Here is a 15,436-nt window from a genome sequence, read left to right on the forward strand (position 1 = left end):
GAAGAAGGATCTGAGCATGGGATGGAAGCCGCGGCAGAACGACCGCATGTACCGGAGCGTGGTCTACGCGGGCAAGGCGGCCTTCGCCGCGCTGCGCCTGCCCGTCATCGTCACCGGGACGGGGAACCTGCCCGCGTCCGCCCCCCTGGCGGGCCGTTCGCGCCGCGCGGTGCCCGGGCACGGGGCCGTCGTCGCGATCACGCACTTCGGCTATCTCGATTTCGCCTTCGCGGAACTGGTCCTGTGGAACCACGCCCGCATCCAGGCGCGCTACATGATCTCCAAGCGGGCGGCGCACCACTGGTTCGTCAGTCCGTTCGTCTTCGGGCTCGGCCACGTGATCACGGACCGGATGGCGGGGGCGGAGGCGTACGACGACGCCCTCGCGAAGCTGCGCGCCGGTGAGTACGTGGCCATCCTGCCCGAGGCCGGCGTGTCCCGCAGCTACACGGTGCGCGGCCTCAAGACCGGCGCGGTGCGGCTCGCCGCCGAGGCCGGGGTCCCGGTGATCCCCGTCTCCGTGTGGGGTGCGCACCGGCTGCTGACCCGCGGGCACGGGTTCTCCCTGCGGCGCGCCTGGAGGTCCCCCGTCCGTGTGCACATCGGCGAGCCCATCCGTCACGCGCCCGGCCTCGACGTCGCCGAGGAGACGGAGAAGCTGCGCCAGGAGCTGCAGGACGGCATCGACCGGTGCATCGCCGATTTCCCGGTGACACCCGAGCCCGGCGCCTGGTGGATGCCGGCCCACCTCGGCGGCGGCGCGATGACGGACACCGAGCGTGAGGCCGCCGACGTGGCGGACCGGAAGGCCGGGAGGCACAGCCGGGGCTGAGCCGGGGCCGATCCGCCGTCCGGCGTCAGCCCTGGCCCCGCCTCAGGCCGTCGCGACGACGAGCGTCTCCGGCCCTCCGAGCCGCGCGGCGCCCGTGGCGAGCAGGGGCTCGACGACGGCGACGAGCGCCTCCATCGAGTCGTCCACCTCGAGCTGGATGGGGTACTGGTGCACGAGCATCGCGATCATGGTGGCGACGGCGGCCTGCTGCTCCTGCGGGGCGAGCGTGGTGTCGTACCCGAGCAGGACGTCCGCGGGGTCGTCGGTGCGGGCCTGCGTGTAGCTGACCGCGAACGCCGCGATGGTCCCGCCGTCGGCCTTCGGCCGGTCACGGAGCACGATCGCCCCGCCGGCGCCGCTCGTGTCGGCGAGGAACAACTGCTGGGCGCGTCCCAGGCCGAGCTCCGCCCGGTCCCAGGTGTGCACGGACTCGTAGAAGGCGGCCAGCGCCCGGGTCAGTTCCACCGATCCGGTCGCTGCCTCCTCGAGCTGCGGTCCGCCGGCGTCGTCGAACGCCGGTGCCGCGAGGGCGCCGGGCCCGACGACGACGACCCGCGAGCGCTGCAGCGCGGCGAAACCCGTGGCCTCCGCGAATGCGGCGCCCGTGGTGCCCGGTGTCACCTTGGACCGCAGGGCCGTGATGCCCTGCGGTGAGGCGGCGGCCTCGTGCTGGAGCATGGTCAGCAGCGTGGAGCCCACGCCGGCACGCCGGTGGTCCTCGGCGACCTCGATGTAGCACCAGAGCCGGTCGGGGTGGAGGGCCGACCCGTAGACGCAGCCCGCCGCGACGGGGATGCCCTGGTCCACCACGGTGATGCACCGGTTCCACGGCTCGTCCGACGGGGTGCGGAAGGAGCCGCGGAACTGCTCGGACGCGGCCGACTCCGGGTTGCCCCACAGCTGGAGGAGCTCGAGGTCGTCGCCCTCCTGCCAGGCGCGGTACTCGAGGGCCATCAGGCGCCGATCAGGCGGGCCGCGAGGTAGCCCTGCACCTGGTCGAGGGAGACACGCTCCTGCGCCATGGTGTCGCGCTCCCGGATGGTCACGGCCTGGTCCTCGAGCGTGTCGAAGTCCACCGTGATGCAGAACGGCGTGCCGATCTCGTCCTGGCGGCGGTAGCGGCGGCCGATGGCGCCGGCGTCGTCGAAGTCGATGTTCCAGCCCTTGCGCAGCTGCGCCGCGAGGTCCTTGGCCTTCGGGGTGAGGTCCTCGTTGCGGCTGAGCGGCAGCACGGCGGCCTTGACGGGGGCGAGGCGCGGATCGAGCTTCAGGACGGTGCGCTTGTCCACGCCGCCCTTGGCGTTGGGCGCCTCGTCCTCGGTGTAGGAGTCGACGAGGAACGCCATGAAGGAGCGCGTCAGGCCGGCCGCGGGCTCGATCACGTAGGGGGTGTAGCGCTCGTTGGTGGCCTGGTTGAAGTAACCGAGGTCGGTGCCGGAGTGCTTGGAGTGGGTGGAGAGGTCGAAGTCGGTGCGGTTGGCGATGCCTTCGAGCTCACCCCACTCGGAGCCGGTGAAGCCGAAGCGGTACTCGATGTCCGTGGTGCCCTTGGAGTAGTGGCTCAGCTTCTCGAGGGGGTGCTCGAAGAGGCGCAGGTTGTCCGGGTTGATGCCGAGGTCGGTGTACCAGGCGAAGCGCTGGTCGATCCAGTACCGGTGCCATTCCTCGTCGGTACCGGGCTCGACGAAGAACTCCATCTCCATCTGCTCGAACTCGCGGGTGCGGAAGATGAAGTTGCCCGGGGTGATCTCGTTGCGGAAGCTCTTGCCGATCTGGCCGATACCGAAGGGCGGCTTCTTGCGCGCGGTGGTCAGCACGTTGTTGAAGTTCACGAAGATGCCCTGCGCGGTCTCGGGGCGCAGGTAGTGCATGCCCTCCTCCGAGGCCACGGGGCCGAGGAAGGTCTTCAGGAGCCCGGAGAACTCCTGCGGTTCGGTCCACTGGCCCTTGGTGCCGCAGTTGGCACACGTGACGTCCTTCAGCCCGTTCTCCGGCGCGCGGCCCTTCTTCTCCTCGTACTCCTCCTCGAGGTGGTCCGCGCGGTAACGCTTGTGGCAGGAGAGGCACTCCACCAGCGGGTCGCTGAAGACCTCCACGTGCCCTGACGCCTCCCAGACCTGGCGGGGCAGGATCACGGCGGAATCGAGCCCGACGACGTCCTCGCGGCCGCGCACCATGGTCTGCCACCACTGCCGCTTGATGTTCTCCTTCAACTCGGCGCCCAGCGGTCCGTAGTCCCAGGCGGACCGGGACCCGCCGTAGATCTCCCCCGACTGGAACACGAAGCCGCGCCGCTTGGCGAGCGAGATGATGGGGTCGAGTGCTGACTTGGCTGCTGCCATGGGGTTTCTTCTCCAGTTCTGTGCAGGCCGCTGGGTGCGGTCCGCAGGTGGGGGGCGCGTGTCGCAGGGCTGTCCGCCCCGTCGTGCGGGGCGCGGAAAGCTTCCGGATCAAGCCTACCGGTTCCGCTATCCCGGCGGCCGGGACGCGGGAGCGGCCAGGGTCCGCACCGCACCCGGGCCGGCTACCGGGCGCGGCGCGGTGTCATCAGGAGCCGGTCCGCGGGGTACGACGGGGCCAGGGCAGCGTGGTGAGGATGATCGCGACGAGGGTCAGGAGCGTGCCGGCGACCGTCGCGAACACCACGACCGTGCCGGGCGCGGGCACCACCAGGTCCAGCAGCAGCGACCCGACGAGCTGCCCGCCGATCATGCAGAGTCCTGTGAGCAGGACGCCGAGGCTGCGCACGAGCAGGGCGCCGAGCGCGATGAAGATGCAGCCCATGGGGCCGCCCAGGTAGTACCACCACTCCGACGGCAGCGGGTTGCCGGGACCGGCGATCGCGACCTTGATGAGCCAGGCCGTGAGCAGCACCGCCGTGCCGGCGATGAAGTTCATCAAGGTGGCCGCGAGCGGCGTCCCGTAGTGAAGTGCCGCCGTGCCGTTCATGGCCTGCTGGAAGCTCATGAGCACACCGGCCGCGACGGGCAGCAGCACGGGCACCAGCCAGCTCGAGAGCTCCCCCGCGGCGCCGAAGCGCGGCGAGACGGCCCACACCACGGACAGGACCGTGAGGATCACGCCGATGACCCGCATGGGCGTCGCGGCGCGCTTCCCGCCCGGCCCGATGCCCGCCTTGTCGACGAGGAGGCCGCTGAGCGTCTGGCCCATGACGGCGGCCACCGTGAACAGGGCCACACCGAGGATGCCGATGGTCAGCGACTGCGAGAACACGAAGAACGCGCCGATGGCTCCGGCCCCGATGTAGTAGGGCGGGAAGCGGCGTTCGCGGACCGAGGGGATGATCTGGCGGGCGCCCGCCCGCGCGCTCGGCACCGCGATCGTCAGGGCGATCATCACGATCAGACCCGTGCCGAAGCTGATCAGCGCGGCCGCGATGCCGTCGTCGAGGACCGTCCCGAGCGCGCCGTTGATCCTGCCCTGGACGGGGATGGCGAGCCCTGCGGCGAGGGCGAGGGGGAAACCGACAGCGGGGGGAAGGGCAGGCGCATCAGACACCCGTCCACCCTAGTGGGGCGGCGTCCGGCAGAATGGATGCATGACCGACGACGCATCCACCGCAGAGCTTCCCATCCGTGATGACATGATCCGGCTCGGGCAGCTGCTGAAGCTCGCGTCGCTCGCGGAGGACGGCGTCGAGGCGAAGACGCTCATCGACAACGGCCTGGTGCACGTCAACGGGGAGATCGAGGAGCGCCGCGGACGGCAGCTGCACCCCGGCGACACCGTCGGCGTCAACGGCGTCACGGTACGTATCACGCGCGGCTGACGCCCCGTCGGCCGCGCGTCGTGCCGGTCTGAGTCGTGCCGGTCAGCGTCGTCCGAGGACCGTCATGCTCAGGAACTCGCGGACGTGCATGAGCTCCTGCGGGTTGATGCTGTGGAACATGTTCGGGTAGAGGATCTTGGTCAGCGTGGTGTGCCTCACCAGCCAGGCGTGCGTGAACTCGATCATCTCGGGCGTGATGATCGGATCCTCCTGGTCCCTCCCCCAGAAGAACGGCGTCCGCGCGGCCGCGGCCTCCTCGTCGCGGAAGAAGGCGCGGTCCTCGGCGGGGACGGCGAAGCCCGAGAGCCCGACGACGCACGCGAAGTCCGCGGGCCGGTGCCGCAGCAGCGACGTCGCGACACCCATGCCCTGGGAGAAGCCGAGGATGCTGACACTGGAGTGGTTGCCGCGCACGGTGTCCAGCCACTGGGAGACGGCGCCGACGCTCTCCACCACACGGTCCACCGAGTAGTCGTCCTCGCGCGCCAGCGGGAACCATGAGAAGCCGGGGCCTGCCGGCCGCGGTGCCCGCACCGATGCCACGGTGAACTCGTCCGGCAGGTGGTCGGTGAGGCCCATCAGGTCCTTCTCGTCGGCCATGTACCCGTGGAACAGCACGAGCAGGGGTGTGCCCTCCCGCTCGGGCTCGGGCTTCGACCAGAGGACCACCGGATCCCAGGAGCCGACGGGGGGTGCAGCCGTGCCGCGGGCGGTGTCAGTCATGATTTCCATTCTGGCACGGCCCGCGCCGGCGTCCGGCGGCGGGAGCGGCCCGGCCGGCGCGGGCCGGATTCGTTGGCGCGCCGCAGCGTCAGTTGCAACAATGGCCCGGTGACCCCACCCAGCGCAGAGACTCCCCTGCCGGAGGCGAGCGACCCGATCCCGAACGGGCCGATGATCGATCCGGTCCTCCACTCGGAGCCGCACCCCTGGCACCGCTACGTCGCCCTCGGTGACTCCTTCACGGAGGGCATCGGCGACCCGAACCCCGAGAGCATCGGCGGCAACCGCGGCTGGGCCGACCGGGTCGCGGAGGAGCTGGCCCGGGGGCAGGACGATTTCGCCTACGCGAACCTCGCGGTCCGCGGACGCCTGCTGCAGCAGATCATCGACCAGCAGGTGGAGCCCGCCCTGGCCCTGCACCCCGACCTGGTGACCATCTCGGCGGGCGGGAACGACCTGATCAGGCCCGGCGGCGACCCTGACGTGCTGGCGGAGAAGCTCGACGCCGTCGTCGCCGACCTCGCCTCCAGGGGTGCCACCGTGGTGCTCTTCACGGGCCCGGACGTCCGTGAGACGGTGCTCGGCAGCATCCGCTCGAAGACCGCCATCTACAACGAGAATCTGCGCACGATCGCGTCCCGCCACGAGGCGGTCATCGCCGACATGTGGGCGCTGCGGCAGCTCACGAACCCGCAGATGTGGTCCTCCGACCGCCTGCACTTCTCGCCGCTCGGCCACCACACCATCGCCGCGATGGTGCTGGATACCCTCGCGGTCCGGCACACGCTCGAACCGCTGCACCCCAAGGACCTCCCGGCCCGGACCTGGCGTGCGGCCCGGGCCGAGGACCTCGTCTGGGCCCGCGAGTACTTCGTGCCGTGGGTGCTCCGGCGGCTGCGCCACCAGTCGTCGGGCGACGGCGTGCTCGCCAAGCGCCCCGAGCCCGAACCTATCTTCGGGCCGGGCATGCCGCCGGGCGCCGCCGACTAGCTCGGCGGACGAACGCCGCTGCGCGCTCAGGCGTCGAGCGAGACCTCGCCGTTCGCCACCGCGTCGGCGCAGGCGCTGAGGTCGGGCCCGGGCTTGAAGTCCACGAACTGCGGCTGCAGTTTCTGGAAGAGGAACTCGTAGACCTCGTCGCGGGATTTCCCTCCCATGGTCTCCACGGCCTCGCGAACCGCACCCTGCAGGGCGCGGTCCGAGTCCAGCAGGATCTTGTCGCGTGCTTCCTGGTTCCAGCCGATGGTGCTCAGTTCCATGAACAGCTCCTCGCGTCGATGGGTCCGCGGCGGACGCCCCGGACATGCCCGCCACTCGTTCGTAAGCAGGCTTAGCTCCCAGCCTAGGTGGCTGCCGGAGGAAACCCAACCGATAGATGCGCGTCCGGGTAGAAGGCGGCACGGAGCTGGTCGTCTATCTGGTGGATCTGCGTGAGGAAGGCGTCGTGGCCTACGGCCGAGGAGATCATGTGGACGGGCACCTCCCCGGGCAGTCCGGCGGCCAGGCGCCGTGACTGCTCGGGGAAGTACAGCCGGTCGGTGTCCACGGCGGCGATGAAGAACTCGGCCGTCGCCCCACCCAGGGCGCCGTCGAGGCTCCCGCGCGCTCGGGCCGCGTCATGGCTCATGAGCGCCTCGGTCAGGACGACGTAGCTGTTGGCATCGAAGCGCTCCACCAGCTTTTCCGCCTTGTGGTCGAGGTAGCTCTCCACCTGGTAGCGGCCCCGGCCGGCGGGCAGGACGGCACCGAAGGGCTGCTCGCCGTCCTGCACCGCGCGGCCGAAGCGCGCTTCCAGCTCCTGCTCGGATCGGTAGGTGATGTGCGCGATGCGCCGGGCGAGGCCGAGGCCCGCCTCCGGATGCGGGCCGTCGTAGTAGTCCCCGCCGCGGTACGCCGGGTCGAGGCGGATGGCCTGCAGCTGTGCCTGGGCGAACGCTATCTGTTCGGCCGAGCTGGCGGCTGTGCAGGCGACGACGGCGCACCGCTCCACGCGCTGCGGATACATCAGTGCCCACTCGAGGGCGCGCGCCCCGCCCATGGACCCGCCGATCACGGAGTGCCAGCGGTCGACGCCGAGCCGGTCCGCGAGCAGGGCCTCCGCCCGCACGGCGTCGCGGATGGTGACGAACGGGAACCGCGATCCCCAGGGTGTGCCGTCGGGTGCGAGGCTTGCCGGGCCCGTCGACCCGTAGCAGCCTCCCAGCATGTTGACGGACACCACGAAGTAGCGGTCGGTGTCCACCGTGCGGCCGGGCCCCACGAGGGCGTCCCACCAGCCCTCCTCCGAGGCGCCGCGCGCCACGTGGGAGCTGCCCGTCAGGGCGTGCTGCACGAGCACGGCGTTGGAGCCATCCGGGTCGAGCCGCCCCCAGGTCTCGTAGGCGAGCTGGACATCGGGCAGCTCGCCCCCGGTCTCCAGGGCCAGCGGCCCGATCGGCAGGACGCGCAGCAGTCCGTCTCCCGACGGTGCGCCGCCGATCCCGGGGTGCGACGGCGCAGCAGGGTAGGCAGCAGGGTAGGTGGTCACGAAGGGTTAGGCTCCTTTGGCGGCGCGGAAGCCCGCGTCGAGGTCGGCGAGGATGTCGTCGATGTTCTCCAGGCCCACGGCGAGCCGCACCAGGCCCGGACGCACGCCGGCCGCGAGCTGCGCCTCCGCCCCGAGCTGGCTGTGCGTGGTCGACGCCGGGTGGATGACGAGCGAGCGGACGTCACCCACGTTCGCGACGTGGGAGTGCAGCTCGAGGCCGTCCACGAAGCGCTTGCCCGCCTCCAGCCCGCCGGCGATGTCGAAGCTGACGATCGCCCCCGTGCCGTTGCGCCCGTACTTCTTCCCGCGCTCGTACCAGGGACTGGAGCTGAGCCCCGCGTAGGCGACGCCCTCGACGTCGTCGTGCCCCTCGAGCCACTCGGCGACCGCCTGCGCGTTCTGCACGTGGCGCTCCAGGCGCAGGCTGAGGGTCTCCAGCCCTTGGGCGATGAGGAAGGCGTTGAAGGGCGACACGGCGGACCCGAGGTCGCGCAGCAACTGCACCCGCGCCTTCAGGATGTACGCGAGGTTCGCGCCGAGCGCGCCGCCCACCCCGAGGTCGCGTGCGTAGACGAGCCCGTTGTAGCTCTCGTCCGGCGTGTTGAAGCCGGGGAACCTCTCCGGGTACTTTGCGAAGTCGAAGTTCCCCGAGTCCACGATCACGCCGGCGATCGCGGTGCCGTGCCCGCCCAGGTACTTCGTGGCGGAGTGCACCACGATGTCCGCGCCCCACTCGATCGGCCGGATCAGGTACGGCGTGGACAGCGTATTGTCCACGATCAGGGGCAGCCCGTGCTCGTGGGCGACGGCGCTGATGCCCTCCAGGTCGAGGACGTCCTGCCGCGGATTGGAGACCACCTCGCCGAAGAACAGCTTGGTGTTCGGGCGGATGGCGGCCCGCCATTGCCCGAGGTCGTCCGGGTCCTCCACGAAGGTGGTCTCGATACCGAACTTCTTCAGGGTGTGCTTGAAGAGGTTGTAGGTGCCGCCGTAGAGGCTGGGACTGGCCACGATGTGGTCCCCGGCCTCGGCGACGTTGAGCACGGCGAAGGTCTCCGCGGCCTGCCCGGAGGCGAGCAGCAGCGCGCCGACCCCGCCCTCGAGGCTCGCGATCCTGGTCTCGACCGCCTCCTGCGTGGGATTCCCGATACGCGTGTAGATCGGGGCGAGCTCCGTCAGCGCGAACCTGTTCGCGGCGCTCTCCGCGCTCGGGAAGACGAACGACGTCGTCTGGTAGATGGGCAGCGCACGCGCCCCCGTGGCTGGATCCGGCACCTGGCCGGCGTGGATCTGGCGTGTCTCAAAGGACCAATCGTTGGACATGGTGCTCCCTGTCGAAGGGGCCCCTCCTCGTCCGCTGCTCCTGCCGACGGGTCACCGCCGAAGGAAGCATCGACTCCGCAGGAGCCCGCGCTTGCGCGACGCCGGTCTGGCGCCGCACCTGGTCCTCACCCGGGGCACCCCACCGCGGTTGGAGGGTTGCCGGCCAGCAAGCCGGGGCTTCGTGCTGGCACTCATGACCTGCATCCATGGAAACCCATATGGGCGGATCCGGCAACACGTGTGACATTGCGTGAAGGAGGGCGCACCGTGCGCCCGGTGCAGCGGCAGGATCAGGAGTAAGGGGAGCCTAAGTCGAGACGTACATCACTTAGTGCCACACTGTCGGCATGCGCCTGGACCACGTCTCTTACGCCTGTGAACCCGATGGACTTGCCGCGACTGCCGATCGCATCTCGGCCCGGCTCGGCATGGAGCCGGTGAAGGGCGGGGTGCATCCCCGCTTCGGCACCCGGAACATGATCTTCCCGCTGGCCAACGGTCAGTACCTCGAGGTCGTCGAGGTCCTCAACCACCCCGCGTCGGACAAGGCGCCGTTCGGCCAGGCCGTCCGCGCCCGGTCCGAGGCCGGCGGCGGCTGGATGGGCTGGTGCGTGGCCGTGGACGACCTGGGCCCCTTCGAGGAGCGCCTCGGCCGCAGCGCGGTCCCCGGCAACCGCAAGTTCCCCGACGGCCAGGAGCTCACCTGGCAGCAGATCGGCATCAAGGGGCTCATCGCTGATCCCCAGGTCCCCTACCTGCTGCGGTGGGACGACGGGACCGAGCCCCTGCATCCCTCGAAGGCCCGCCCTGCCTCGGTGAAACTGGACTGCCTGACCATCGCCGGCTCCTCCGAGCGCGTCACGGAATGGCTCGGCACGGACGTCGAGGCGACGCTCGACGGCGTGCAGGTCCAGTGGATCGCGCCCAGGGGCACGCCGGGCATCATGTCCGTGACATTCGAGACCGCCGACGGCCGCATCGAGATCTGACGCGTCGTATCACCAGGAAGTCGTATCACCAGGAAGGGACCGGACGATCCGTCCGGTCCCTTCCTCGTCCGCCCGTTCGCGCTGTGCGCGTGGATCAGGCGTGCGTGTAGGTGAGGCAGTCCGCGGCCTCGGCGCCCGGACCCACCTTCACCGCGGCGGCCGTGCACAGCAGGTCGTGGTTGAACGAGCACTCCGAACGCTGGCAGGCCCCGACATGCGCGAGCATCTTCGGGAGGCCGCCGCTGATCGACGTGTCGATGAAGGTGGCGCAGGACGCGTGCTCCTCGCTCCCGGACACCGTGATGGCGACGGCTGTACAGCCGTCGTGGTTGAACGAGCAGTTGTGGACACTGCACTCGGAGACACTCGTGACGACGCTCATCGTTCCTCCTGGTTCACCCCGTAGCGGCCCGGCTGGAACCGTGCGCTCCTGACTGGATGAATTCACGGTAACACCGCAATTGTCGGATAATTTAGTCATGATTTCCGTCCGCAAATAAGGAAAGCAAGGCTTCGCTTATTCAGCCGCCGATACCGATGGCGGGCCCGAGGAGCGCGAACCCGACGAACCCCGCGGTGTCGATGAGGGCGTGGGCGATCACGAGCGGCATGACCCTCCGGGTGCGCGTGTAGAACCAGGCGAACAGCAGTCCCATCAGGACGTTCCCGATGAACGGCCCGAACCCCTGGTACAGGTGATAGCTGCCGCGCACCAGCGCGCTCGTGAGGATGATGGCGGGCGTGGACCAGCCGAGCTCCCGCAGACGGATGAACAGGTAGCCCACCACGATGACCTCCTCCAGCACCGCGTGCCGCACCGCGGACAGGACAAGCACAGGGACGGTCCACCAGTAGGAATCGAGGGCGGCGGGGACCAGGGCCGTGGTGATGCCGAGGGCGCGGCCGCCGGCGTACACGCCGAGGGTGCCGACGCCGATGATCACCGCGAGGCCCACCCCGAAGCCGACCGTGCGCAGCGGTTTCTCGAACGTGAACCCGAGGCGCCGGAACGCCGACACCCCGTGCCCGCCGAGCAGGAACAGCACGAGTGCCACGGGCACCAGCGCGAAGAGGATGCCCAGGAGCTGGTAGGCGAGGTCGAAGTACTGCCGGTCGTTGAGCACCGGGTTCAGGGTGGTGGTCTGCGCCGCGAGCGGCCCCCGTGTGAGCTTCTCCGCCAGGTTCACCACGGCGTACACACCCGACTGCCCGAGTGAGAGCCCGAAGACGATCAGCAGCTCCGCCGTGATGCGCCGCCTGCGCGCCGCGGCATCGGGGTGGGGATGGTCGGCGGTCGGCGCGGTGGATGCGGGCTCGGCAGGCATGCCGCTATCCTCGCAGCGGCCGCCGGGGATTCCCAGCCGGACGCCGGCCGCGGGGAGTCCTAGCGCACCCGGCGGCCTGCCTTCCAGACGGCGTGCACGAGGGGCATCCCGGGCCGGTAGGCGAGGTGCGTGGCGGACGGCGCGTCGAGCAGCTGCAGGTCGGCACGGTGCCCGACGGCGAGCGAGCCGACGGCGCGGCGGCCGTCGGCGTCGTCCCCCGTGTGGCGGCGCAGGGCGAGCGCTCCGCCGTAGGTCGCTGCGCGGACCGCCTCGTGCACGGTCAGCCCCATCTGCAGCACGGCCGTGGCGACGCAGAAGGCCATGGAGCTGGTGTAGGACGTGCCGGGGTTGCAGTTGCTGGCCAGGGCGAGCTGCACGCCGGCGTCGAGCAGTCTCCGCGCGGGCGGGAACGGCTGGCGCGTGGAGAGGTCGCAGGCCGGCAGGCACGTGGCGACGGTGCCGGGCGCTGCTCCGTCGGCGAAGCCGGACCAGCTGCCCGCGAGTGCCGCGACGTCGGTGTCGGACAGGTGGTTGGCGTGGTCCACGCTGGCGGCGCCGAGCTCCACGGCGAGCGCGACACCGTCGCCCGGTCCGAGCTGGTTGCCGTGCACGCGCAGGCCGAGGCCGGCGGCGGCGCAGGCCTCCAGCACGTGCCGTGCCTGGTCCGCGGTGAAGGCGCCCGTCTCGCAGAAGACGTCGGCCCAGCGGACGTGGGGCAGGACGGCGTCGAGCATGGGGCCGGCCACGAGGTCGGTGTACGCGTCGGCGTCCGCCCCGTCCGGGACGAGGTGCGCGCCGAGGTAGGTGACCTCGTCCACCACGCCCGCGGCGATGCGCGCGCTGCGGGCCTCGTGCCCGATGTCCAGGCCGTAGCCCGTCTTCGTCTCGAGATAGGTGGTGCCGCCCGCCGCGGCCTCCGCGACGCGGGCCAGCAGGAGCCGCGTGAGGTCGTAGTCCCCCGTGGCGCGAGTCGCGCCGACGGTCACGGCGATGCCGCCCGCCGCATACTCCTGCCCTGCCATGCGCGCCTCGAACTCCGCCGTCCGGTCGCCGGCGAACACGAGGTGCGTGTGGCTGTCGACCCAGCCCGGCAGGCCGGCACGGCTGCCGGCGTCGTACGCCTCATCTGCTGCGGGCGCGCGTGCGGCCGGGCCGATCCAGCTGATGCGCTCCCCCTCGAGGACGACGGCTGCGTCCCGAAGGACCGCGCCGTCCGTGTCCTGCGTCATGAGTTCGCCGATGTTCGTGATCAGGACGGACATCAGCGCTCCCGGGGCTGTACGTGGTGCATCACCGGGCGGCCGGGCCCGTCCGTCGCGGCCGCGGCGTCGTCGAGGCGGTCGATGGCGGCGGCCAGCAGGGGCCCCGGAGCGCCGAGGGCCGCATGGACGCCGTTCCGGGCCACGAGGACCCCACCGACGACGACGCCCGTGACGTCCTGCGCCGTCGCCGTGTACGCGAGCTGCTCCCGGGCGGACCCGGCGGTGCGCGCGCTGCGCGGATCGACGGCCATGAAGTCGGCGGCACGGCCCGGAGCGAAGCCCGCGCCGGGGCGTCCCTGCGCGGCGGCCCCGCCGAGCGCCGCGATGCCGTGCAACCGCTCCGGATCGAAGTGCCCGCGCCGTCCGGTGCGCAGGCGCTCGCCGTGCTCGAGGGCCCGCATCTCCAGCCAGGGATCCACGACGGCGTGCTGGTCGGTGCCGAGGGCGAGCCTCGCTCCCGCCGCCCGGAAGTCGCCGGCCGGTCCGATCCCGTCCGCGAGGTCCGCCTCGGTGGTGGGGCAGACGACGATCACGGCCCCTGCATCGGCGAGCACGGCGATGTCCCGGTCGCTCACGTGGGTGGCGTGCACGGCGGACAGTCGGTCGGTCACGAGGCCGTGCCGGTCGAGCAGCGCGGTCGGGGTGCGGCCCGTGGCCCGCAGGCAGTCCTCGTTCTCCGCGGGCTGCTCGGACAGGTGCACATGCAGGGGCAGGTCGGCCGGCAGGTGCCGCGCGACGACGGCCAGGTCCTGCTCGGGGACGGCGCGCACGGAATGGAGGGCGGCCCCTACCATCACCCGGTGAGCCGGGTACTGCGCGGTGACGGCGGCGCGCAGGGAGGCGAGGCGTTCGAGCCAGCGCTCGGCGGTCCCGTCGGAGAACCGGCGCTGGCCCTGCTCGGGCGGGAGCCCGAAGCCGCCGGCGAGGTAGCAGGTGTCGAGCAGCGTCAGCCGGATCCCGGCCCGGACGGCCGCGCGGGCGAGGGCCAGCTCCATGGCGTGCTCTCCGTGCGCGTCGGCGTCGTCCCCCTGCCCGTACGGGGTCCCGTCCGCCCGGTGGTGGACGTAGTGGAACTCGGCGACGCTCGTCCAGCCCGCCACCACCATCTCGGCGTACACGGCGGTCGCGAGCTCCTCGTAGAGCTCGGGCGTGAGGGTGTTCGCCGCGCGGTACATGGTCTCCCGCCACGTCCAGAACGTCCCGCCCCCAACCGTGCCGTGGGTGCGGCCACGCAGGGCGCGGTGGAACGCGTGGGAGTGGGCGTTCGCGGCGCCGGGGAAAGCCACACCCCGCAGGACCGCGTCGCCGTCCCGTGCGGGGACGCCGGCCAGCACGCTCACCACCAGGCCGGCGTCGTCGACCTCGACCCGGACCGCGTCCGCCACACCCCCTGCCCCCAGCCAGGCGTGCTCGCACCAGAGGGCGCGCGCCGCGGGCTGCGTCACAGCAGGTCTTCGAGGACGTCGGCGAGCGCGGTGGCGCCGGCGTCGGCGTCCTCGCGCTCGACGAACTCCTCGGGCGAGTGGCTGATGCCCGTGGGGTTGCGGACGAACAGCATGGCGGTCGGCGCGATCGTCCCCAGGATGCCGGCGTCGTGCCCGGCGCCGGTCGGCAGCGTGGGGGCGCCCGGGAAGGAGCGGCCGAGCGCAAGACCGAGCGTGCGCTGCAGTGCCCCGTCGAAGTGGACCGTGCCACTGCGCGACTCCTCGGTCAGGGTGGCGCGGCAGCCCTCGAAGGCGCAGATCTTCTGGGCCTGGCCGTGGATCTTCTCGATGAGCGACGCCGTCACGGCGTCCTCCTCGTGCCGGACGTCGAGCCAGAGGTCCACGCGGGAGGCGATGACGTTGGTGCCGCCGGGCACGGGCTGCAGGCGTCCGACGGTGGCGCGCGCGCCGTCCTGCTCGGCTGCGACCCTGCGCGCGGCGAGCACCACCTGGGCGGCGGCGATCATCGGGTCGGCGCGGTCGGCCATGAGGGTGGTACCGGCATGGTTGCCCTGACCCGTGATGGACAGGCGCCAGCGGCCGTGCCCCAGCATGGTGGACCCGATCGCGACGGCCGAGTCCAGGTCGATGAGCCCGCGCCCCTGCTCCACGTGCAGTTCCACGAAGTCGCCGATGTGCCGGATCGCCTCCTCGTCCCGGCCGAGGTGTGCCGGGTCGAGTCCCGCGGCTCGGGAGGCGTCGGCGAACGTGGTGCCGTCGGCGTCCGTGAGGGTCCGCACGTGATCCGGGTCCAGGGTCCCGGTGAGCAGGCGGGAGCCGAGGCAGGACACACCGAAGCGCGAGCCCTCCTCCTCCGGGAACACCGTGACCGCGAGGGAGCGGTGCGGCTGGAGGCCGCGCTCCCGCAGGAGGTCGACGGCGACGAGCGCGGAGGCGACGCCGAGAGGACCGTCGAACGCACCGCCGCCGGGCACGGAGTCGAGGTGGCTGCCGGTGACGAGGGCGCCGTCGCGGCTGTCCGTCGCGTCCCACCAGGCCCAGAGGATGCCGTTCCGGTCGGTCTCCACGGACAGTCCGCGTGCGGCGGCCTCGGCGGAGAACCACTCCCGCAGCGACTGCTCGGCGGGGGTGAACACGCCGCGCGAGTAGCCGCCGCGCACGGCGTCCCGTCCTACGTCGCTGATGGAGTCGAGCACTGAGGAGACGGTCTGCATGGGTTA

General features: G+C 71.5%; 16 protein-coding genes and 1 riboswitch. Of the genes, 4 read left to right on the top strand and 12 right to left on the bottom strand.

What is annotated here, in order from left to right:
• The first annotated feature begins 16 nt into the window (after window positions 1-16).
• Window positions 17-832 carry a lysophospholipid acyltransferase family protein gene (locus tag AC4D2O_RS15750; protein WP_490908283.1) on the top strand — a complete coding sequence of 272 codons (816 nt, stop codon included), beginning with the start codon at window positions 17-19 and terminating at the stop codon, window positions 830-832.
• 42 nt (window positions 833-874) lie between these two features.
• Here AC4D2O_RS15750 and AC4D2O_RS15755 read toward each other — a convergent pair whose 3' ends face one another.
• The 3 genes from AC4D2O_RS15755 to AC4D2O_RS15765 form a co-directional block, all read right to left on the bottom strand.
• Window positions 875-1,786 (bottom strand): GNAT family N-acetyltransferase, encoded by a 912-nt coding sequence (locus tag AC4D2O_RS15755; protein WP_490908284.1) that lies wholly within the window; start codon window positions 1,784-1,786, stop codon window positions 875-877.
• The gene (locus AC4D2O_RS15760; RefSeq protein ID WP_490908285.1) at window positions 1,786-3,174 is read right to left on the bottom strand and encodes a glycine--tRNA ligase; all 1,389 of its coding nucleotides are present in this window, start codon (window positions 3,172-3,174) and stop codon (window positions 1,786-1,788) included. The genes AC4D2O_RS15755 and AC4D2O_RS15760 overlap by 1 nt, the downstream gene beginning before the upstream one ends.
• A 205-nt stretch (window positions 3,175-3,379) precedes the next feature.
• The gene (locus AC4D2O_RS15765; protein WP_490908286.1) at window positions 3,380-4,351 is read right to left on the bottom strand and encodes a DMT family transporter; all 972 of its coding nucleotides are present in this window, start codon (window positions 4,349-4,351) and stop codon (window positions 3,380-3,382) included.
• Between the two features lie 40 nt (window positions 4,352-4,391).
• Here AC4D2O_RS15765 and AC4D2O_RS15770 point away from each other — a divergent pair, with 40 nt between their 5' ends.
• Window positions 4,392-4,622, top strand: coding sequence for an RNA-binding S4 domain-containing protein (locus tag AC4D2O_RS15770; protein ID WP_490908287.1), 231 nt, complete (start codon window positions 4,392-4,394; stop codon window positions 4,620-4,622).
• A gap of 42 nt (window positions 4,623-4,664) precedes the next feature.
• Here AC4D2O_RS15770 and AC4D2O_RS15775 read toward each other — a convergent pair whose 3' ends face one another.
• Window positions 4,665-5,345 (bottom strand): alpha/beta hydrolase, encoded by a 681-nt coding sequence (locus tag AC4D2O_RS15775; protein WP_490908288.1) that lies wholly within the window; start codon window positions 5,343-5,345, stop codon window positions 4,665-4,667.
• Between the two features lie 171 nt (window positions 5,346-5,516).
• Here AC4D2O_RS15775 and AC4D2O_RS15780 point away from each other — a divergent pair, with 171 nt between their 5' ends.
• Complete coding sequence (locus AC4D2O_RS15780) at window positions 5,517-6,335, top strand: SGNH/GDSL hydrolase family protein (protein ID WP_490908336.1); 819 nt, start codon at window positions 5,517-5,519, stop codon at window positions 6,333-6,335.
• 26 nt (window positions 6,336-6,361) lie between these two features.
• Here the strand turns inward: AC4D2O_RS15780 and AC4D2O_RS15785 are convergent, their stop codons facing one another.
• The 3 genes from AC4D2O_RS15785 to AC4D2O_RS15795 all read right to left on the bottom strand — a co-directional run bounded on the left by AC4D2O_RS15785 (window position 6,362) and on the right by AC4D2O_RS15795 (window position 9,195).
• Window positions 6,362-6,604: a hypothetical protein gene (locus AC4D2O_RS15785; RefSeq protein ID WP_334209295.1), complete on the bottom strand. Its 243-nt coding sequence runs from the start codon at window positions 6,602-6,604 to the stop codon at window positions 6,362-6,364.
• A gap of 83 nt (window positions 6,605-6,687) precedes the next feature.
• A complete protein-coding gene (metX, locus tag AC4D2O_RS15790; protein WP_490908337.1) occupies window positions 6,688-7,824 on the bottom strand; it encodes a homoserine O-acetyltransferase MetX in 1,137 nt (378 codons plus the stop codon).
• 54 nt (window positions 7,825-7,878) lie between these two features.
• Window positions 7,879-9,195: a bifunctional o-acetylhomoserine/o-acetylserine sulfhydrylase gene (locus AC4D2O_RS15795; RefSeq protein WP_490908289.1), complete on the bottom strand. Its 1,317-nt coding sequence runs from the start codon at window positions 9,193-9,195 to the stop codon at window positions 7,879-7,881.
• An 82-nt stretch (window positions 9,196-9,277) separates the two neighbouring features.
• A riboswitch (SAM riboswitch) is annotated at window positions 9,278-9,394 on the bottom strand.
• A 148-nt stretch (window positions 9,395-9,542) separates the two neighbouring features.
• Here AC4D2O_RS15795 and AC4D2O_RS15800 point away from each other — a divergent pair.
• Window positions 9,543-10,184: a VOC family protein gene (locus tag AC4D2O_RS15800; protein WP_490908290.1), complete on the top strand. Its 642-nt coding sequence runs from the start codon at window positions 9,543-9,545 to the stop codon at window positions 10,182-10,184.
• Between the two features lie 94 nt (window positions 10,185-10,278).
• Here AC4D2O_RS15800 and AC4D2O_RS15805 read toward each other — a convergent pair whose 3' ends face one another.
• From AC4D2O_RS15805 to AC4D2O_RS15825, 5 genes are all read right to left on the bottom strand, one after another.
• Window positions 10,279-10,566: a DUF1540 domain-containing protein gene (locus AC4D2O_RS15805; protein WP_490908291.1), complete on the bottom strand. Its 288-nt coding sequence runs from the start codon at window positions 10,564-10,566 to the stop codon at window positions 10,279-10,281.
• Between the two features lie 139 nt (window positions 10,567-10,705).
• Complete coding sequence (locus tag AC4D2O_RS15810) at window positions 10,706-11,509, bottom strand: CPBP family intramembrane glutamic endopeptidase (RefSeq protein ID WP_490908292.1); 804 nt, start codon at window positions 11,507-11,509, stop codon at window positions 10,706-10,708.
• A gap of 59 nt (window positions 11,510-11,568) precedes the next feature.
• The gene (locus AC4D2O_RS15815) at window positions 11,569-12,771 is read right to left on the bottom strand and encodes an amidohydrolase family protein (RefSeq protein ID WP_490908293.1); all 1,203 of its coding nucleotides are present in this window, start codon (window positions 12,769-12,771) and stop codon (window positions 11,569-11,571) included.
• A complete protein-coding gene (locus AC4D2O_RS15820) occupies window positions 12,771-14,216 on the bottom strand; it encodes a formimidoylglutamate deiminase (RefSeq protein ID WP_490908294.1) in 1,446 nt (481 codons plus the stop codon). Before AC4D2O_RS15820 ends, AC4D2O_RS15815 begins: the two co-directional genes overlap by 1 nt.
• Window positions 14,213-15,430 (bottom strand): allantoate amidohydrolase, encoded by a 1,218-nt coding sequence (locus tag AC4D2O_RS15825; RefSeq protein WP_490908295.1) that lies wholly within the window; start codon window positions 15,428-15,430, stop codon window positions 14,213-14,215. Before AC4D2O_RS15825 ends, AC4D2O_RS15820 begins: the two co-directional genes overlap by 4 nt.
• Window positions 15,431-15,436: the final 6 nt, after the last annotated feature.

Source organism: Arthrobacter sp. TJ-238 (assembly GCF_058269215.1).